Source organism: Streptomyces sp. NPDC007875 (assembly GCF_042868035.1).
Lineage (GTDB): Bacteria > Actinomycetota > Actinomycetes > Streptomycetales > Streptomycetaceae > Streptomyces > Streptomyces antimycoticus.
The window spans coordinates 130,002-147,269 of record NZ_JBIADZ010000009.1; the positions used below are offsets into that span (position 1 = coordinate 130,002).

The 17,268-nt window shown below is 70.4% G+C and carries 18 protein-coding genes and 1 pseudogene; 5 read left to right on the plus strand and 14 right to left on the minus strand.

The features are described 5' to 3' along the window. Positions 1-58: 58 nt before the first annotated feature. Both ACFYOY_RS20360 and ACFYOY_RS20365 read right to left on the minus strand, forming a co-directional pair. A complete protein-coding gene (locus ACFYOY_RS20360; RefSeq protein ID WP_388588536.1) occupies positions 59-1,549 on the minus strand; it encodes a hypothetical protein in 1,491 nt (496 codons plus the stop codon). An 81-nt stretch (positions 1,550-1,630) separates the two neighbouring features. Beyond that, entirely contained in the window at positions 1,631-2,287 is a 657-nt protein-coding gene (locus ACFYOY_RS20365; RefSeq protein ID WP_388588539.1) for a hypothetical protein, read from the minus strand. Between the two features lie 153 nt (positions 2,288-2,440). Between ACFYOY_RS20365 and ACFYOY_RS20370 the strand changes: the two genes are divergently transcribed. Together ACFYOY_RS20370 and ACFYOY_RS20375 are read left to right on the plus strand one after the other, a co-directional pair. After that, positions 2,441-3,364 carry an alpha/beta hydrolase gene (locus tag ACFYOY_RS20370; RefSeq protein ID WP_388588542.1) on the plus strand — a complete coding sequence of 308 codons (924 nt, stop codon included), beginning with the start codon at positions 2,441-2,443 and terminating at the stop codon, positions 3,362-3,364. A 114-nt stretch (positions 3,365-3,478) separates the two neighbouring features. Then, positions 3,479-3,877 carry a RidA family protein gene (locus ACFYOY_RS20375; RefSeq protein WP_388588545.1) on the plus strand — a complete coding sequence of 133 codons (399 nt, stop codon included), beginning with the start codon at positions 3,479-3,481 and terminating at the stop codon, positions 3,875-3,877. Between the two features lie 19 nt (positions 3,878-3,896). On the opposite strand, the gene ACFYOY_RS20380 is transcribed toward ACFYOY_RS20375, so the two are convergent. Then, positions 3,897-4,778, minus strand: coding sequence for an NAD(P)H-binding protein (locus ACFYOY_RS20380; RefSeq protein WP_351887796.1), 882 nt, complete (start codon positions 4,776-4,778; stop codon positions 3,897-3,899). Positions 4,779-5,053: 275 nt separating this feature from the next. Here ACFYOY_RS20380 and ACFYOY_RS20385 point away from each other — a divergent pair, with 275 nt between their 5' ends. Continuing rightward, the gene (locus tag ACFYOY_RS20385) at positions 5,054-5,587 is read left to right on the plus strand and encodes a hypothetical protein (protein WP_388588549.1); all 534 of its coding nucleotides are present in this window, start codon (positions 5,054-5,056) and stop codon (positions 5,585-5,587) included. Positions 5,588-5,648: 61 nt separating this feature from the next. On the opposite strand, the gene ACFYOY_RS20390 is transcribed toward ACFYOY_RS20385, so the two are convergent. Then, entirely contained in the window at positions 5,649-6,293 is a 645-nt protein-coding gene (locus ACFYOY_RS20390; protein WP_388588552.1) for a TMEM175 family protein, read from the minus strand. Positions 6,294-6,602: 309 nt separating this feature from the next. Here ACFYOY_RS20390 and ACFYOY_RS20395 point away from each other — a divergent pair, with 309 nt between their 5' ends. Next, a complete protein-coding gene (locus ACFYOY_RS20395) occupies positions 6,603-7,244 on the plus strand; it encodes a hypothetical protein (RefSeq protein WP_351887805.1) in 642 nt (213 codons plus the stop codon). Between the two features lie 199 nt (positions 7,245-7,443). Here ACFYOY_RS20395 and ACFYOY_RS20400 read toward each other — a convergent pair whose 3' ends face one another. The 9 genes and pseudogenes from ACFYOY_RS20400 to ACFYOY_RS20440 form a co-directional block, all read right to left on the minus strand. After that, on the minus strand, positions 7,444-7,986 hold the full coding sequence (locus tag ACFYOY_RS20400; RefSeq protein WP_351887808.1) for a PadR family transcriptional regulator: 543 nt from the start codon (positions 7,984-7,986) through the stop codon (positions 7,444-7,446). A gap of 119 nt (positions 7,987-8,105) precedes the next feature. Then, entirely contained in the window at positions 8,106-8,357 is a 252-nt protein-coding gene (locus tag ACFYOY_RS20405; protein ID WP_388588892.1) for a hypothetical protein, read from the minus strand. A gap of 31 nt (positions 8,358-8,388) precedes the next feature. Beyond that, a pseudogene (locus ACFYOY_RS20410) lies at positions 8,389-8,682 on the minus strand (SDR family NAD(P)-dependent oxidoreductase); the annotation flags it as partial. Positions 8,683-8,787: 105 nt separating this feature from the next. After that, a complete protein-coding gene (locus tag ACFYOY_RS20415) occupies positions 8,788-9,048 on the minus strand; it encodes a MerR family transcriptional regulator (protein ID WP_351887811.1) in 261 nt (86 codons plus the stop codon). An 88-nt stretch (positions 9,049-9,136) separates the two neighbouring features. After that, positions 9,137-9,625: a zinc ribbon domain-containing protein gene (locus ACFYOY_RS20420; protein WP_351887814.1), complete on the minus strand. Its 489-nt coding sequence runs from the start codon at positions 9,623-9,625 to the stop codon at positions 9,137-9,139. Between the two features lie 11 nt (positions 9,626-9,636). Next, complete coding sequence (locus ACFYOY_RS20425) at positions 9,637-10,926, minus strand: hydroxyacid-oxoacid transhydrogenase (RefSeq protein ID WP_351887817.1); 1,290 nt, start codon at positions 10,924-10,926, stop codon at positions 9,637-9,639. Positions 10,927-11,004: 78 nt separating this feature from the next. Continuing rightward, positions 11,005-11,814, minus strand: a complete 810-nt coding sequence (locus ACFYOY_RS20430) for an N-acyl homoserine lactonase family protein (RefSeq protein WP_351887820.1) — start codon at positions 11,812-11,814, stop codon at positions 11,005-11,007. 82 nt (positions 11,815-11,896) lie between these two features. Next, positions 11,897-13,243: an MFS transporter gene (locus tag ACFYOY_RS20435; protein ID WP_351887823.1), complete on the minus strand. Its 1,347-nt coding sequence runs from the start codon at positions 13,241-13,243 to the stop codon at positions 11,897-11,899. 50 nt (positions 13,244-13,293) lie between these two features. Next, entirely contained in the window at positions 13,294-14,067 is a 774-nt protein-coding gene (locus tag ACFYOY_RS20440) for an SDR family oxidoreductase (protein WP_351887826.1), read from the minus strand. A 184-nt stretch (positions 14,068-14,251) separates the two neighbouring features. Here ACFYOY_RS20440 and ACFYOY_RS20445 point away from each other — a divergent pair, with 184 nt between their 5' ends. Further along, entirely contained in the window at positions 14,252-15,544 is a 1,293-nt protein-coding gene (locus ACFYOY_RS20445) for an alpha-hydroxy acid oxidase (RefSeq protein WP_388588560.1), read from the plus strand. A 133-nt stretch (positions 15,545-15,677) separates the two neighbouring features. On the opposite strand, the gene ACFYOY_RS20450 is transcribed toward ACFYOY_RS20445, so the two are convergent. Next, positions 15,678-17,114: an aldehyde dehydrogenase (NADP(+)) gene (locus ACFYOY_RS20450; protein ID WP_351887831.1), complete on the minus strand. Its 1,437-nt coding sequence runs from the start codon at positions 17,112-17,114 to the stop codon at positions 15,678-15,680. Between the last annotated feature and the right edge of the window lie 154 nt (positions 17,115-17,268).

The window sequence follows — 17,268 nt, forward strand, 5'->3', positions numbered from 1 at the left end:
GCCATTCCCTGTTCCACTCCGTGTGATGCGCTTGCCGCGAGACCGGACGACCGGACGTCTACTCGACCTGCCAGAGCCGGATGCCATGGTCCTCGTAGCTGCCGGTCGCCAGCGTCAGACCATCCGCCGTGAAGGCCGTGGGCTGGGACAGGCGGGCGAGCTCCAGGGGCTTCGCGCGTTCCTTGTGCGTGGCCGCGTCCCAGAAGCGCAAGGTGAGCCCGCTGTAGAAGCCGAGCGTGACGATGGTCTTGCCGTCCCCGCTGTAAGCCAGCGCGCCGACACCGACGGTGCGGGCGCGCAGCGGCTCACCGCGCTGGGTGCCGGTGGCCGTGTCCCACAGCCGTACGAGGCCATCGGCGCCCACACTCGCGCTCACCGCCAGGGTCGTGCCGTCCGGACTGAACACCATGGCGCCGACACCACCTTGGTGTCCGGTCAGCGGCTTGCCCCGCTGTCTGTGGGACGCCACGTCCCACAACCGCACGACCCCGTCGCGGACATGGCTGCTCACGGCCAGGGTCCTGCCGTCCGGACTGAACAACAGGCCATCGACACCACCCTCGTGTCCGGTCAGCACCTTGCCGCGCTGTCTGCGCGACGCCACATCCCACAGCCACAGGTCCTCGCCGCCCGTGCCCCCCGTGGCCAGCGTCCTGCCGTCCGGGCTGAGGGCGACCACCTCGAACGGCCGTAGCGTGTGATCCGGCAGCTCCAGTGACCTGCCGCTTCGGCGTAGGGAGGGGAGCTGCCAGAACTGCGTCCTGTCCGCACCGCCGGTGACGAGCGTCTCGCCGCCCGGGCTGATCGCCGCGGACTGGAAGACGACGAGGGCCGAGGTCAGCGGCGCGCGGATCCGCTGGTGAGTGCGGACGTCCCACAGCTGCAGGTTCCCCACGTCGGCCTCGCTGGAGGCCAGGGTCTGCCCGTCCGGGCTGAACCACAACCCGCCGACGGTGCCGGTGTGGCCCCTGAGGGTGGCGAGGCGGCGGATCGTGGGGTGGGCGGGAATGCTCGTCACGGGCCGGGGGCGGGGACTGGAGCGGGCGCGGGGGGAAGAGGGCGAGTCGTCGTCAAGGGCGAGGAGTGCGGCGGTGGCGGCGGTGGTTGCGCCCGCGGCGACCACGGCGGCCCCGCCGGCGAAGAGCAGGCCCCGGCGGGAGATCCGCGCATCGTGCGGATGTGCGGGGGAGGGGGCCGAACCCGGAGGGGCGGACGGGGGGCACGGAGCGGCGGCGGGTGGCGGCTCCTGGAGTACGCGGGCGGCGGGTACGCCATCCGCTGGTTTCCCCGCGACCCCGGCCGCCGCCCCCTCAGGGGCGGGGCCGGGCACGGGAGTCGAGGCGGCGGCCCGTTGCTCCTCCACTTGGAGTCTGAGCTGGGCGACCTCCTCCCGGAGGCGGTCGCGCTCGGCCCGTAGCCGCTCGCCCTCATGCTGCCCGGAGCCGGAGCCGGAGCCGGAGCCGGAGCCGGAGCTGGAGCCGGAGCCTTCGCCCGAGCCGTCGCCGGAGGGGACGTTCTCGTCCGGAGGGTGGGCCGTCCGCTCGTCCATGTCGCCACTCTTCCCGTCAAGGCCGTCGGTCGTGCCGACGACCGGTACCGCCGCGGCCGCGGCATGCGGCACCGCTGATCATCAGCCGAGCTGCTCCTCGATCTTCGAGAGCTGCAGCGTGGGCCACTTCTTCACCATCGCGTCCTCGTCCTCCTCGCTCACCTGGTCGCTCCCGTCCCAGATGATGGCCTCCACGACCACCGTCTTGACCCGGATCGCCAGGACCGTGACGCCCGGGGCCTCGAAGGACCGGCCCGAGTCCCCCAGATCGGACGAGTGCTCCGCGGCGGCTGGGATCTTGTCGATCTTGCCGCGGTTGTCGGCCACCAGTCCGTCCCAGGCTGCCTTCGCCGCGTCCTGGTCGTCGTAGGCGAGGACATCGGACTTGACCCGGAAGAACACGTTCTCCGACCGCTCGAGCACGACCATGCCCGCCCCGTGCAGGTGCCGGCACGCCCAGCCGTCGCCTTCCTTGCGCCACTTCCGGCACTGCTTGTCCAGGTCGGTGCCGGCCAGGACGGATCTGCCGTCCTTGTTGCCGGTCGGCACCGACAGGGATCCGGTGAGCCCGTCGTGCGGGATGAACCCGGGCAGGTCCCGCTTGGTCGGCAGCGCCGCGTCAACGTCGGCGGCATCGAGAGTGGGGGCGGGCCACAACAAGTACGCGCCGAAACCGGCCAGCGCCAGCACCAAGGCCGCCACACCGACCAGCACGCCGCGGCGCGTCATTCGAATCATGCCCGCCACCGTATGGACCCCCGTCGGGACCGGTCCCGGGCGCGGTGCTGAGTTCACGCTCGCGCTTGACCTTCACGCTGATGTGAGGGCCGGAGACTCGCAGGGCGCGGCTGGAACGCAGTCGCTGTTCACGTGTTCTGAGGAGGATCAGTCGTGGTCACCATCGATGTCCCCGCCTTCTACCAGGAGTGGGCGATCCGCAGTGGCGGCGTCTTCGACGCGGCCGCAGGGAAGGGTCCCGACACCCTGGAGGACATCCGGCTCGCCTACCGGAGGTTCTTCCAGGACAGCTTTCCGGCGCCGGACGGGGTGACCTTCGGCCAGGTGAACGCGGGCGGGGTGGCCGCCGAGTATGCGACCGCCGCGGACCCCGTCCCCGGTCGGCACCTGGTCTATCTGCACGGTGGCGCGTACATCGTGGGGGATCCGCAGGGCTACCGCGGTCTGGTCGGCACTCTCGTCCGGCGCCTGCGGGCACGCGCTCTGGTGCCGGACTACCGACTGGCCCCGGAGGCGGTCTTCCCGGCCGCCGTCGATGACGCCGTGACGGCCTACCGCTGGCTGCTGGCGCAGGAAGTGACGCCGGAGAACGTGGTGTTCGCCGGTGACTCGGCCGGTGGCGCGATGGCGGTCAGCGCCCTTGTCGCGGCCCGTGACCAGGGCCTTCCGATGCCGGCCGCCTCGGTCGCCATCTCTCCCTGGGCCAATCTGGAACACACCGGGGCCACGATGTTCACCCTGGACGCCGTCGACCCGTCCGTCAGCCGCGAAGGGCTGCGCCGCGCCGCCGAGGTGGTCCTGGGCAGTGCCCCGCGGAACAGCCCGCTGGCCTCTCCGGTCTTCGCCGACACGCGTGGACTGCCACCCGTACTGATCCAGATCGGCGGTCATGAGGTCATGCTCAGCGACGCCATCAGGCTGGCCGCCAAACTGGCCGAGGACGCCGTGCCCACCCGGCTGGACGTCGCACCGGGGATGGGACACGTATGGCATCTCCTCGCCGGTCCCCTCCCGGCTGCGGACAAGGCCGTCGCCGATGCCGTTGCCTTCGCGGAGGAGCGCCTCCCCGCGGCGTGAGCGCCACCTCGCGGTAGGCGGTCGCATCGGTGGCGTGCTCGTCGGCTTCCTCATGGACGCCCTGACCAAGGGATCGGGGGCGGGCGTTGCCGGGCCCGTGATAGGGCTGCACCTATGAGTGAGTTGATCAGGATCCCCGCCCCGGACGGGGTCGCGCCCGCCGCCCAGTACTCCCACGTCGTCAAGGGCACCGGGCACTTCGTGGCCGTCTCCGGCCAGCTCGCGCTGGACGAGGCGAGCGGCATCGTCGGCGAGGGAGACCCGGCGGCCCAGGCCCGCCAGGTCTTCGAGAACCTGCGACGCTGCCTCGGCGCCGCCGGTGCCACGTTCGACGACGTGATCAAGTTGACCTACTTCGTCACGGACATGGCCCATATGCCCGCCATTCGCGAGGCCCGTGCCCTCCACATACCCGACGACCGGCTGCCGGCCGCCTCGGCGGTGCAGGTCGTCTCGCTGGTGCGGCCGGAGTTCCTCATGGAGATCGAGGCACTCGCGGTGGTGGCCGAGTGACCGGATGACTCCGGATGACTTACGACGCGTCGGCGAGCCGGTGCCGGAGGTGGTCGTAGGCCCAGGCGGCGAGGGTGGTCGGGGTGGTGGTCCGGAGGCTACGGCGCTGTTCGGGTACGAAGTCTTCGCGCAGGCCCGTCGACATTCCGATCACGGCCTCGACCAGGCTCTCGGTCATCCCTGCCTGGTGGAGCTGGGTGCGCATGGCGTCGTCCGTGATCTGTTCGACGCCGATCCGTCGACCGGTGGCGGCGGTAAGGATGTCGCCGACCTGTCCCCAGGTGAGGTCGGCGGGCCCATGAACTGCCTGTGCACAGTGCCCCGACCAGGCGGGGGAGAGGAGACGGGTGGCGGCGACCTCGGCGATGTCGCGCGGCGACACCCATGCCATGGGTTGGTCGAGCGGAAGGATCACCTGGAGGGTTCCGGTTCGTAGGGCCCCGAGTTGACGTTCGAGATTGGTGAAGAAGTATCCGCAGCGGAGGTGGGTGACGTCGGCGCCCGTGCCATCCAAAGCGGTCTCGGTCTGTGCCAGGCCGTCGATCTCACCGGCACCATGACGTTTCTCGGCGCCTACGCTGCTTTGGAAGACGACGCGGCCGATCCGGTTCTCGGTGACGGCGCGGACCACGCTCCTGGTGGCGCGGTCGTATTCGGCGAGCGGATCCCCGCTGCCGCTGGCCGGGTTCACCCAGAACAGCGCGTCGAGATCGGCGGTCGCCGCCACCACCGCATCGGCGTCGTATTGGTCGACCGGCACGGCATCCACCGCGTCTCGCACCTCCGGCGCCAGCCGGGCGGGGTCGCGCAGCAAGACGCGCGGCCGGACCCCGGCGCGGACCAGTGTGGCGACGACGTGGCGGCCGACGTTTCCGGTCGGGGTGGTGACAGCGATGCGCATCGTTTCTCCCTCTCAGCTCTCAGCGGTGGCTCGACTGCAGGTTAGGAGCCAATGCGGCCGGAATCTGTCCTCCTTCCCAGGAGGCTGGGCGGACGTCACCGACCTTGCTCGCTGACGCTGACGCACGACCGATAGTGGTCCCAAGGTCTGACTGCCGCCTTCGCGCATGCGCCCCGAGGTGGACGCCGTCGCGTTCTCCGGATGGATGTGGCCGTGGGACGGTGCGTGGCAATCTCCGGGGTGTCGGAGTAAGCACGCACAGGGGAGCCGCCGTCATGTCCATCAGTGCGTCGCCACCCGTCCCCTCGCCCCTCATGACCGCTGCGCCCGTCCCCTCGTGGGCCAGGCGCGTGGCGGCCGCGACCTTATGGGCATCCGCGCCGTCCGCGCTCTGGCGACTCGCGGTGGTGCTCGGCGTCCCGCTGGGGCTCGCCGAATCCGAGTACGACGCGATGCTCATCCCCGGCTGGGGGTATCTCGCCGTGCCGTTGCTGTCCGCGTTCCAGGAAGCCCTGGCCTTTCTGACGCTGGGGCTGGTGCGGCCATGGGGCGAGGTGTGGCCGCGCTGGATCCCGGGTCTGAGAGGCCGCCGTATCCCCGTATCCGCCGCGGTCCTGCCGGCGGCGCTGGGCGCGCTCGCCTGCACGATCTACGGTGTGCTGTTCACCTGGACCACGCTGCACGCCGATATGGAGATCACGCGGTGGGGAGAGTGGCTGATGAACGTCTGCTACGTGCCGTTGGTGGCGTGGGGGCCGCTGCTGGCCGTCGTCACCGTGCACTACTACCGGCGGCGCACACACGGCTGAGCCGTGTGTGCGAATGCCGCCGCCTCCGGGGCCGCCGCCTCCGGGGCCGCCGCCTCCGCGGTCACGGGGAGGGGCAGGGCGCCGCGACCGCTGTCTGCTCGTTCGTCTCGGGGCGGCGCCGGGCGAGGCAGAACCGGACGGGAACGGCCAGCAGCCACCAGTACTCCGCCGCGTCGGACCAGACCATCGCCACCGGGACCGAACTTCCGAAGACGATCGCCACACCCACCGCCTGCCGGAGCGACTGGGTGACCAGAGAGCGCGATGTGTCGCTCTTGCGCAGGTCGGGGCGGCTGAGAAGACGGATCGCCATGGCCGTGATCAGCAGAGCGGCCAGGGTGATCGTGCCGGCGTACAGCGAGGTCGCGATCGCGTTGCTGTGGTACTCCGTGATGACCTTCGTGGGAAACGGCAGCGCGGCGACGAGGGCCATCAGCGCCAGATCCAGGTAGAGCAGCGGACCGTCCAGCACCTTGGCCATGTGGAACAGCCGGTGATGGGAAATCCACAGCGCCCCGACCACGACAAAGCTGAGCAGGTACCCGGCGACGGACGGGAGCGCCTCCTCCAGGCCGTGCCCGAGGTCGGCCGTGGGGAGACCCTCGGGGACGGATATCTCCAGGGCGAGAAGCGTGATGGCAATGGCGAAGACCGCATCGGCGAACGCTCGTACCCGCTCGATGTCGATTCCGTGCAGAGGTCTCACTTGTCGAAAGCTCCTGATTCATTTCGGGTGCTCGGCCCATGGGGCGGGCCTTGGCGCGGTACGGGGGGCGGGCGTGCGGCACGGCCTGCTGAAAGGGCGGTCACTCGGGTGCTGTTCCGCCTGTCGCCCAAGGGACTCTGCATCCACCTGATTCGACATGTCAACTTCGACTTGTCCTGGGCTGCGTGCGTTCATTTTGCGGGGGTGTCATAGGTCTGCCTGCACCTAGACAGCCACCTTTGACATGTCGTACCTGACATGTAGAGTCGCCGACCGTGCGTGGTTCCCATCCCATAGACAGAGGGACGTATGAGCTTCTTCGAGGTCTTGGCCGCCGTAGTCGTCGTGGTGGCCCTCATCGCGCGCCAGTTGCGTGGAGAGGCACTCACCGGGCGGCGGCTGATGCTGCTGCCCGTGGTCCTCACCGCAATCGGCATAGCCGACCTGGGCCGGCATGGCCGCCATCCGACCACCACCGACGTGGTGTGTCTCGCGATCGGCGCATTGCTCGCCGCGGGCATCGGGGCGGCTCAGGGCGTGACGATCCGGCTGGAGCGGCGCGCCGGGGTGCTGTGGGCGCGGATGCCGGCGGTCGGCCTGTGGCTGTGGGGTCTGCTGGTGGTCACCCGGGTAGGGATGACGGCCGTCGCACACGTGGTGGACGCGAAGGTGGCGGCATCCTCGGCGACCATCCTGCTGATGCTGGGGGTCAACCGGCTCGGACAGGCGCTCGTCCTCGTGCCGCGCGTGATGTCCTCCGGCATGGAGTTCGCTCCGGAACGGGATGGCAGGACGTTCCCGGAACAGGTGTCGCAGCGGTTCACGCCCCCGCCACTGGACGACACGGCCCCCGGGCAGCCGTACGGCGGCGGGCAGCCGGGCGATCGGCTGGACCTCATTCGCGGCCGCAGGCAGCAGCGCCGGGCACGCCGGTTCAGCGACTGGAGGTGACGGGCCGCGACGGTCGCGGCCCGGCTGAAGTGTTCGGCGGCATCCGGTCCGCCTGGGGTGCCCGGCGACATGTCGAGGTCGTCATGTGTGGGGCAGCGCCGCGCAGCGATACGTGCGGCATGCCTGGTGGCTCGCAGGGGCGGGGTGCATGGCGGCCGCCCGGCCGCTTCTCCGCATCCTTACGGCGGAGGAGGCAACGCTAGGCCGAGTCGGATCCTTGGCGCTTGTTGACGTGTTCGATGGCCCATAGCGCCCAGTCGTGCAGCGCCTGGTACTGGCGCAGGCCGTACTCCGTGGCGAGCTGACCGAGGATGTCGCGGCCCTCTGGTGGTTCGACATCTCGTTTCTCGCGCAGCCTGCGGAGTTCGGAGATGCGCTCCTCGGTGTGTTCGACGACGCCGCGCAGCGCGGTGACGGTCTCGTGCGGTTCCAGTGCTTCGAGAAGGAACAGCCGCAGGACCTGCTCGTTGCGCACCACGCCCTGCCCCCATGGTGCGAGCAGCCAACTCCTCAGCTCCTCGCGGCCCTTGTCCGTCACCGCGTAGGTCCGGCTTCGGCGGGCGCCCTCATGCGTCACCTCGACGAGCCCTCGCTCCGCCAGCCGGATCAGCTCGGGGTACACGCTCGTGTGGCCGGCCTGCCAGGCGTACCGCCCGAGATCGCGCTCGAACTCCTTCGTCAGCTCGTAGCCGCTCGCGGGCTCGACGGCGAGGAGGCCCAGCAGCGCGTGCGACAGAGACATGCGCACACCTTACATGTCACCTTCGGTAGGTCAGGAGCGAGTGGGCGGTGTCGGCCACGCCCGGTCTCGACGGCGCCGCGGGTGGATGGGAGGTGCTCTCGGGGTCGCTGACGCGGCGGTCACCCGGCGTTGTCGGCGGCCGCGGGCGCGGGGGCGGCGTCCGCGGTTCTGGTGGAGACCGCCTCCCAGCGTTCCCACTCCGCGAGCCGCGCCGGGTAGACCTGGCGCATCAGATCGAGCGGTCCCGTTCCGAGGAAGAACCGCAACGGCGGCTCGTCGGCGTCGGCGAGTGCGAGGATCGCCTTCCGGGTGGCCGGCGGGGTCCTGGCGTACGGCCGCGGCGCGGCGCATCGTGGCGCGGAAGTCGTCACAGGCGGGCAGCCGTTCCGTGTGCACGGCGGAGGATCCGGCCCAGTCCGTGGCGTATCCGACCGGTTCCACGAGGGGCACCTTGATGCCGAAGCCGGCGAATTCGGCGGCGAGCGATTCGGTGAGGCCTTCCAGGGCGAACTTGGAGGCGTGGTAGAGGCCGAGGCCGGGCAGCGCGAACACCCCGCCGATGGATGACACCTGGAGGATGCGGCCGTGCCCCTGCGCGCGAAGCTGGGGGAGTACCGCCCGGGTGACCCACAGGGCGCCGAAGAGGTTGGTGTCCAACTGGGCGCGCGCATCCGCCTCGGTGACCTCCTCGACCATGCCGAAGAGGCCGTAACCGGCGTTGTTGACGACGACATCCAGGCTGCCGGTTCAGATAGTCGAGTGCCTCGTCCAGCTCCGCCCGCCGCCGCTCGCACCCGGCGATCAGCTCGGGCACGGCCTCCCGCCAGCCCGGCCCGTCGCCGACATCTCGGCGATGTGCTCCACGCCGATCAGCCCGGTCGTACGCCACAGCTTGATCAGCGCGACCCGGTAGAGCTGCTCGGTGTCGTACCACCGCTGCCCCGCCCGCCGGGTCGGCGCGACCAACTCCCGCCGCTCCCAGGAGTGGAGCGTCGAGAGCGGCAGGCCGAAGTGGTCGGCCACGTCACGGATCGGCGTCAGCCCGTCGTTCCCGCTGCCCATGAGACCTCCATCGAACCCGACACGCATCGAAGTCAGGTAACCCTGACCATATATCCGTGTCGGCTCTCCGGATCGGTCCGCCGAGGGCTCAGTCGTCCGTCGCGGGGCGGCTCTTGGCGCTCTCCTGAGCCTGCCCATGGCCGTGCCCATGGCCGTGCGTATGCGAGTGCCCGTGTCCGTGGCCGTGGGAGTGGCCGTGGCCATGCCCGGCCCCTTCCGAGGGAGCGGGCACCGCGTCGCCCGCGCGCAGCGGCGCTGCCTCGTATCTGCCTTCGTGGGCGACGATCGGCCGCCGGTCGCCGGCGAGTTCGGGGTACTTGTCCTCCAGCTTCTGCCGGGACTCGGCCGTGCGCCGCAGGTCGGTCACATAGTCACGGTCGCCGCGGTACGTCCCCTTCCAGGTCTGCGGCATCCGCTCCGGCGGCGGTGGCACGGTGGCCGTGCCACCCAGGGCGAAGCTGCTGGGTATCTTGCGGGTGGCGCCGCCGCAGTCCGGGCAGCCCGGCAGCGGGGCGGTGTACGACTGGATCACCTCGAAGCGGTGTCCGGTCTCGCAGGCGAGTTCATAAATGGCCATGGGTCCTCACATCACCAGAGCGTCAGAGAGCGGTCGAGGATGCCGGCCACGTCGTCCTCGGTGACCGTGCGCGGAGCGGTGGACAGCAGTCGCTGCTGCTTCATGGCACCTTCCACCAGCGCCGGGATGTCTCCCTCGCCGTAGCCGACACCGCCGATGCCGTTGGGCATGCCGATGTCGCGCATCAACTGCTCGATCGCGGTGGGCAGATACTCGGCGGGGTCGGCAGGGCGTTCCATCCCCGGGGCGAGGAGTTCCGCGGCCCGCAGATGCCGCTCGGGCTGGGCGGAGAAGGTGAACCGGAACGCCTCCGGCGCGGTGAGCGAGACCGCCATGCCGTGGGGCACCATCGGCTCGTGTGCGGGGTAGCCGGCGGGGTGGAAGTCCTTCACCCGCCCGGCGATCGGGTAGGCGTTGGCGTGCGGGATGTGGACGCCCGCGTTGCCGAATCCGAGTCCGGCGAAGGTTGCCGCCAGAGCCATGTCGGACCGCGCCTGGGCGTTGTCGCCGTCGCGGACCGCGGTGCGGAAGGACTGCGCGAGCAGGTGCAGCGCCCGTTCCGACCACGCGTCGGAGATGGGATTGGCGCCGCAGTACGGCACGCGCTGTTCGGGGCTCTTGCGTGGGTAGGTGTCGTACGGGCGGGCCGTGTAGCTCTCCAGCGCGTGGCAGAGGATGTCCATGCCGCTGGCGGCGGTCACCCCGGCGGGCTGGGTGAAGGTCAGGTCAGGGTCGATGACCGCGAGTGTGGGCCGCAGCCGGGCGTGGCTGATGCCGGTCTTGACCTTCAGCTCCAGGACGTCGAGCACGCAGATGGTGGTGCTCTCCGCGCCGGTTCCGGTGGTGGTGGGGACCGCGACCAGCGGCCCCAGGGGGTTCGCGGGCGCCAGCGCCCTGCCCACCGGCGCGTTGATGTAGTCCATCAGCTCGCCGGGGTTGGTGCTGAGCAGGTTGACGGCCTTGGCGGTGTCGATGCTGGAGCCGCCGCCCACCGCGACGAAGGCGTCCCACGGGCCCGACGCCAGCGCATGGTCCACCGCCTGCCGCAGGCTGACGTCGGTGGGCTCCACGTGTACGCCGTCGAAGACGTGGGCTTCGATGCCGAACGCGGACATCCGCTCGGCGATGCGGTGCGGCGCGCCGGTGGCGGCCACCCCGGCGTCGGTGATCACGAGGACCCGGCGGGCCCCGTGCTGGGCGAGGTCGAAGCCGATCTCGTCGGATGCTCCCGGCCCGAACTTCAGCGCCGGGGCGCCGTAGGTGAAAACGGACTCGGGTCCGGCCGGAGCGGTGGTGCTCATACGCGTTCCTCCTGGGGATCGGTTGGGTCCCAGCGACGCGGCGAAACGGTACCGGAGCGCCGGCCGGGACCCGGACGATCAGGCGTAGAAGCCGCTGGGGGCGAGCCGCATCGAGCGCAGCTGCTCGGCGTCGTGGCCGAAGACGACGGTGGCGTCCGACTGTTCGGCGATGCCGCGGATCTTCTCCACCGAGCCGTACCAGGCGGACAGATCGTTGACGATGGCGGCGGGGGTGGCCGGCGGGCCGTAGGAGTCACCCATATAGACGGCGTCCGAGGTGAAGAGCATCGTCCCGGTCTGCGGCAGGTCGACCTTCATCGCCATGGTGCCGGGCGTGTGCCCGGGAGCCTCGATGAGGGTCACACCGGGCAGGATCTCGGTGTCACCGCTGACGGTGTCGAAGTCACACGCCGCGTAGTCGGCCTTGAGATGGGCACCGTTGAAGGCGCCGTCGAAGCCGAAGGCGAACTCCTTCTCCTTCTCGTGGCACACCAGCTTCGCACCGGTGCCGGTGAACATGCCGATGTTCCCGGCGTGGTCGAAGTGGAGATGGGACAGGACCAGGTAGTCGATGTCCTGCGGTTGGACGCCGAGCTGGCCGAGCCGCGCGTCGAGATACTCCTCGTCGCTCACCTGGTCGTAGGGGAAGTACTCCTGCAGACCGGTCGGGGCCCAGCGGGTCTCCCAGTCGCGGGGACAGCTGGTGTCCCACAGCAGGGTTCCCCCAGGGGTCTCCACGAGGACGCAGTGGGTGGTGCAGGAGTACCACTCGGGCGGCCGCTGGTGCTCGCTGCGCGTCCGCATCGTACGGCCGGCCTTGAGCAGCAGCCATGTCAGATCGCAGCTCATCGCTCCGCAGCTCAGTACGTGGACTTTGTTGGCGGTCATGGAGCTTCACCTCCGGTCGGGAAACATGCGGGTCAGTATGTGGGCAGGTCAGTGGGTGGGCAGGGGGAGGGAATTCCCCGGCTCAGGCGTCGTGCTGGGGATGCAGATCGCGGCCCCGGGATTCCCGGACGATCAGCGCGCAGACCAGCCCGATCAGCGCCGCTCCCGCCCAGATGGAGGCGATGGGCCAGGAGGCGCCGTCGGCCGCGTTGACGAGTGCGCCCGCCACGAGCGGCACGAACCCGGCGACGACACCGCCGAGCTGATAGCCGATCGACGTACCGGTGTACCGGACGTTGGCGGGGAACAGCTCCGCGTACAGCGCCGCGGTGGGCGCGTACATCCCCGCGTGCGCCACGGCGAGCGCGAGCAGCATGGCCAGCCAGGCGAGCCCCGTCTGCCCGGTGGCCAGCAGCCAGAAGAACGGGAAGGCGAGAACGGCCGTGAACGCGGCGGCACTCAGGAACACCGGCCGTCGGCCGTGCTTGTCCGACAGCGCGCCGAAGCAGGGCACCGTCAGCGCCTCGGCCACCGCCGCGATGAGCATCCCGGTCAGCAGCACACTCCGCGACATCCCGAGGTGGGAAGAGCCGTAGGACAGCACGAAAACCGAGACGATGTAGAAGGGGACACCGGCCGAGACATACATGCCGACGGTGAGGGCGATCGCCTTCCCATGGTGGCGGAACGCCTCCATGGCGGGCACCTTGCGCGCCCGCCCCGACGCCTTGACCTGGGTGAATGTCTGTGTCTCGGTGATGCGCGAACGGAGGAACAGCCCGACCGCGATGAGCACGATGCTGAGCAGGAAGGGGATGCGCCAGCCCCAGGCGAGGAGGTCGTCATCGGGCAGTGTGGAGACCACCGCGAACACGGTCGACGACAGGACCAGCCCCAGTGGCACGCCCATTTGCGGCAGGCTCCCGTAGAAGCCGCGCCGGTCCCGTGGCGAGGACTCCACGACCATGGTCACCGCGCCGCCCCATTCGCCGCCGACGGCGAAGCCCTGGAGGAAGCGCAGCGTGACCAGCAGGATGGGCGCCCAGATGCCGATGGTCTGGTAGCCCGGCAGCAGACCGACGATCACGGTCGCCGCGCCCATCAGGAACAGCGTGAGCATGAGCGCGTTTTTGCGCCCCACGCGGTCCCCGAAGTGACCGAAGATCACTCCGCCGAGCGGACGGGCGATGAAGCCGACCGCGAATGTGCCGAACGCGGCCAGCGTGCCGGCCGCCGGTGAGAACTCGGGAAAGAACTCCGTGCCGAAGACCAGTGCCGCGGCGAGGCCGTAGATGTAGAAGTCGTACCACTCGATCGTGGTGCCGATCATGCCGGCCAGGGCCGTTCGGCGGATGGCGGCCCGGGGCGCCCCGGGGGACTGGCCGGCTCTGGCGTCGGTTGGTGTGTCGGTGACGGGAATATGACTCATGCGGCTGCGCTGCTCTCGTCTGGGGGAGTCGGGTGAACGTGGCGACCGCGTCAGAGAGTCGGCACCATGCCGCCGTCACACCGCAGGGCACTGCCTGTGACGTACGCGGCCTGGGCGCTGCACAGAAACGCGGCGACGGCGCCGAACTCATCGGGGTCGCCGTAGCGCCCGGCCGGGATCGTGGCCTTGGACGCGGCCTCGACCTCGTCGAGTGACTGGCCGGTGCGCTGGGCGGTGGCCTCGTCGATCTGCCGGGCGCGCGGGGTGGCGATGCGCCCGGGAAGCAGGGAGTTGACCGTCACGCCGTGCGTGGCGACTTCGGCGGCGAGGGTCTTCAGGTATCCGGCGAGCGCGGCCCGCCCGAGGTTGGACAGCGAAAGGTTCGGCAGGGGCGCCTGCACGCTCGTCGAGCTGATGCTCAGGATGCGGCCCCATCCCTTCTCGACCATGGCCGGCAGCGTGCCCTGCACCAGGATCTGCTGGGGGGTGACCAGCGTGGCGATGGCCTGCTCGACCCCGGCGGTGTCGGTGGCGCGGGCCGGTCCGGGGGCGGGCCCCGGCCCGTTCAGTACGAGGATGTCGAGGTCGCCGACGGCCTCGCGGGCCGCCGTGAGGAGCTGCTCCGCGCCGCCGTCCGCGACCAGGTCACAGCCCACGCCGACCGCGCCCGGCAGCTCGCTCGCCACCTCCTTGGCTCGCTCGCCCGAGCGGCCCGTGACCACGACGTTGACGCCTTCCTCCGCCAGGGCCCGGGCGGTCGCCCGGCCGAGACCGGAGGTGGACGCGCAGATGAGAGCGGTTTTGCCTGCCAGACCGAGTTGCATGGCACCCTTCCTATGTCTGAAATATAAGACGCTGTCTTATATGCAAACCAGATGGTGCCCACGTGTGCGTCGCACGTCAAGGCTTGACGCCCGCCGAAACGACAAGCGACACTCCGATTTCTCAGACAGCGTCTGATATCTCGTCGTTCGTCGAACGGCCTTCGACACCCGCACATCGAGAGGCATGACAGTGACCGGCACCCAGCCCCAAGCGGCATCCGCAGCCCCCAAGCGGCCTCGTGTGGCGCGGCAGCGACCCCGGTGGACCGAGCTACGGGAGGTTCTGCAACTGCGCCGGCCGACCCTCAACCCGGTCGAGCGGCGGCTCGGGGCCGCGCTGACCATCGGCGATCTCCGCGCGGTGGCGGTGCGCACGACTCCCCGTGCGGTGTTCGACTACGTCGACGGCGCGGCCGACGCGGAGCTGACCGCGCGGCGCAACAGGGCGGCGTTCGCGGCGGTCGAACTCGTGCCGGAGTACCTGTCGCCGGTCGACCATCCGGACTTGTCCACGCGGCTGTTCGGCCGGGAGATCGCGATGCCGCTGATCTTCGCGCCGACCGGTTACACCCGGATGATGCACCACGAGGGTGAGGCGGCGGTCGCGCGCGTGGCCGCCCGCCACGGCCTGCCCTACACCCTGTCCACCGTGGGCACCTCGACCGTCGAGGACGTCGCCTCGGCGGCTCCCGGCGGCGAACACTGGTTCCAGCTCTACTTGACCCGGAACGAGCGCCTCAACACGGAGCTTCTCGACCGCGCGCTCGCGGCCGGGTTCACCACCGTGGTCCTCACCGTCGACACGCCGGTGGCGGGGCGGCACCCCAAGGACATGCGCAACGGCCTCACGATCCCGCCCTCGCTCACCCTGCGGACGCTGTTTGGCATGGCCCGCTACCCGTCCTGGGCGCTGAACAAGCTGACCACGGCCCCGATCACCTTCGCGTCGCTGAGCGGCCTGAATGGCATGAGCGGCGTGACCGGCGACACGATCGACGCCGTGCGGGTCGCCGACGTCGTCTTCGAACCGACACTGAGCTACGAGCACCTGGCATGGCTGCGCGCCCACTGGCCGCACCGGTTGCTGGTCAAGGGGATCCTCAGCCCGCACGACGCGCGCCGGGTCGTCGAGGCGGGTGCGGACGGTGTGATCGTGTCCAACCACGGCGGGCGGCAGCTCGACCGCACGCCGGCCACCCTCACGGTGCTGCCCGGGATACGCGAGGAGCTCGGCCCTGACGCCACCGTGATCCTGGACAGCGGCGTCACACACGGCCAGGACATCCTCGCCGCGCGGGCACTCGGGGCGGACGCGGTCATGATCGGCCGTGCCTATCTGTACGGCCTGATGGCCGGTGGCGAGCGGGGCGTGGAGCGTGCCGTCACGATCCTGCGCGAGGAGTACGCACGCAGCCTGCAACTGCTCGGCCTGAACGCGAGCGAAGCCATCGCGCGGCATCACCTCCGCATGCCTTGAGCGACCTCACCCGCACATGCCGTGAGCGGTCGCATCCGTTGAACGGTCCGGGTACGGGAAAGGGCCCGCCGGGGGAAGCGGGCCCTTTCCCGCGCGCGCACGGCCCCTTACCCGCGTGCGCCGCGGCCCGGCCTCAGGAGGCCCGCTGGGGGATCCCCAGTGGGTTCGCGTCGCGCAGGGCGGGCGGCAGCAGGTGCTGTGGCACGCCCTGATAGGCGACCGGCCGCAGGAACCGGGAGATGGCCTCGGTCCCCACCGAGGTGGTGCCCGGCGCGGTGGTGGCCGGGTAGGGGCCGCCGTGCTGCTGGGCATAGGTGACCGACACGCCCGTGGGCCACTGGTTCCAGAGCACACGTCCGGCCTTGGCGGCGAGGAGCCTGATCAACTCCGCCGCGATGGCATCGTCGTCCTCGCCCTGGATGGACGCGGTCAGCTGCCCGTCGATGACCTTCGCCACGTCGAGCAGTTCGCTCTCGTCCGCGTACTCGACGACCAGCGCGGCCGGTCCGAACACCTCCCGGATGAGGGCCTCGGGGTCACCGAGCAGTTCGGCCGAGGTCGTGCACAGCACCGTCGGCGACGGATCCGTGGCGGCGGGGTCGCCACTCACCACGGCGCGCACCCCGGCCGTATCGCGCAACTCCCGCACCGCACTCGCATAGGAGGTCCGGATGCGATCGTTGAGCAACGTCAACGGGTTTCCCGGAACCGCGCCGGGAAGCCGGTCCACCAGCTCGGCCGAGGCCGGGACCAGCAGGATGCCGGGCTTGGTGCAGAACTGTCCGGCGCCGAGCGTGAACGAGCCGACGAACTCGGAGACGATCTCGGGCCCGCGCCGCTCGGCGGCGGCCTCCGTCACGAACACCGGGTTGACGCTGCCGAGTTCACCGAAGAACGGTATGGGCTCCGGACGGCCCGTGGCGAGGTCGAAAAGCGCTCGGCCCGCCTCGATCGATCCGGTGAACGCGCCCGCCTTCACCCGGGGGTCCACGATGGCGGCCCGGCCGGCCTCCGTACCGAAGATCACGTCGAAGAGTCCCTCGGGTGCGCCCGCGGACCGCAGCGCGTGGTGCACCACCTCCGCCGTGGCGGCCGAGAGCCTGGGGTGGCCGGAGTGGGCCTTGACCACGACCGGGCAGCCCGCCGCGAGCGCCGAGGCGGTGTCCCCGCCCGCCACGCTGAACGCGAACGGGAAGTTGCTCGCGGCGAAGACGACTACGGGGCCGAGTGGTTCGAGCACCCGGCGCAGATCGGGCCGTGGGCCCATCGGCCACGCGGGGTCGGCGCGGTCGATCGTGGCCCCGAGATACTCCCCCCGCGTCACCACTTCGGCGAAGAGCCGGAGCTGGAACACCGTGCGGACCATCTCGTTCTGCAGCCGGGTCTGCCCGAGGGACGTCTCCTCGTCCGCGATCGCCACGAGCTTCGGCGCGGCCTCTTCGAGTGCGGAGGCGATGGCCTCGAGAAACGGGGCGCGGTCGGCCGGCTGGAGGCGGCTCCACTGCTCGAACGCGCCTGCGGCGGCGTCGAGTTTATGCGCCAGGACCTGCGCGTTCGTCGCATCGGTCATCAAGCACGCTCCCTTATTCGGTCTTAAATATGAGACACGGTCTCAATCTCAAGACACGGTTGCATGCGTCGGCGCCCTCGTCAACGTGCTTGACGGCGACTGAGCCCGGCTCACATACTCAACCCGCAAGACAACCTGTAAGACGACGTCTGAA

What these genes read in the sequence shown, in the direction of transcription:
- ACFYOY_RS20360 (WP_388588536.1), bottom strand. Translation starts at nt 1,549, where the DNA reads ATGGACGAGCGGACGGCCCACCCTCCGGACGAGAACGTCCCCTCCGGC.
- ACFYOY_RS20365 (WP_388588539.1), bottom strand. Translation starts at nt 2,287, where the DNA reads ATGATTCGAATGACGCGCCGCGGCGTGCTGGTCGGTGTGGCGGCCTTG.
- ACFYOY_RS20375 (WP_388588545.1), top strand. Translation starts at nt 3,479, where the DNA reads ATGAGTGAGTTGATCAGGATCCCCGCCCCGGACGGGGTCGCGCCCGCC.
- ACFYOY_RS20380 (WP_351887796.1), bottom strand. Translation starts at nt 4,778, where the DNA reads ATGCGCATCGCTGTCACCACCCCGACCGGAAACGTCGGCCGCCACGTC.
- ACFYOY_RS20385 (WP_388588549.1), top strand. Translation starts at nt 5,054, where the DNA reads ATGTCCATCAGTGCGTCGCCACCCGTCCCCTCGCCCCTCATGACCGCT.
- ACFYOY_RS20395 (WP_351887805.1), top strand. Translation starts at nt 6,603, where the DNA reads ATGAGCTTCTTCGAGGTCTTGGCCGCCGTAGTCGTCGTGGTGGCCCTC.
- ACFYOY_RS20400 (WP_351887808.1), bottom strand. Translation starts at nt 7,986, where the DNA reads ATGTCTCTGTCGCACGCGCTGCTGGGCCTCCTCGCCGTCGAGCCCGCG.
- ACFYOY_RS20415 (WP_351887811.1), bottom strand. Translation starts at nt 9,048, where the DNA reads ATGGGCAGCGGGAACGACGGGCTGACGCCGATCCGTGACGTGGCCGAC.
- ACFYOY_RS20420 (WP_351887814.1), bottom strand. Translation starts at nt 9,625, where the DNA reads ATGGCCATTTATGAACTCGCCTGCGAGACCGGACACCGCTTCGAGGTG.
- ACFYOY_RS20425 (WP_351887817.1), bottom strand. Translation starts at nt 10,926, where the DNA reads ATGAGCACCACCGCTCCGGCCGGACCCGAGTCCGTTTTCACCTACGGC.
- ACFYOY_RS20430 (WP_351887820.1), bottom strand. Translation starts at nt 11,814, where the DNA reads ATGACCGCCAACAAAGTCCACGTACTGAGCTGCGGAGCGATGAGCTGC.
- ACFYOY_RS20435 (WP_351887823.1), bottom strand. Translation starts at nt 13,243, where the DNA reads ATGAGTCATATTCCCGTCACCGACACACCAACCGACGCCAGAGCCGGC.
- ACFYOY_RS20440 (WP_351887826.1), bottom strand. Translation starts at nt 14,067, where the DNA reads ATGCAACTCGGTCTGGCAGGCAAAACCGCTCTCATCTGCGCGTCCACC.
- ACFYOY_RS20445 (WP_388588560.1), top strand. Translation starts at nt 14,252, where the DNA reads ATGACAGTGACCGGCACCCAGCCCCAAGCGGCATCCGCAGCCCCCAAG.
- ACFYOY_RS20450 (WP_351887831.1), bottom strand. Translation starts at nt 17,114, where the DNA reads ATGACCGATGCGACGAACGCGCAGGTCCTGGCGCATAAACTCGACGCC.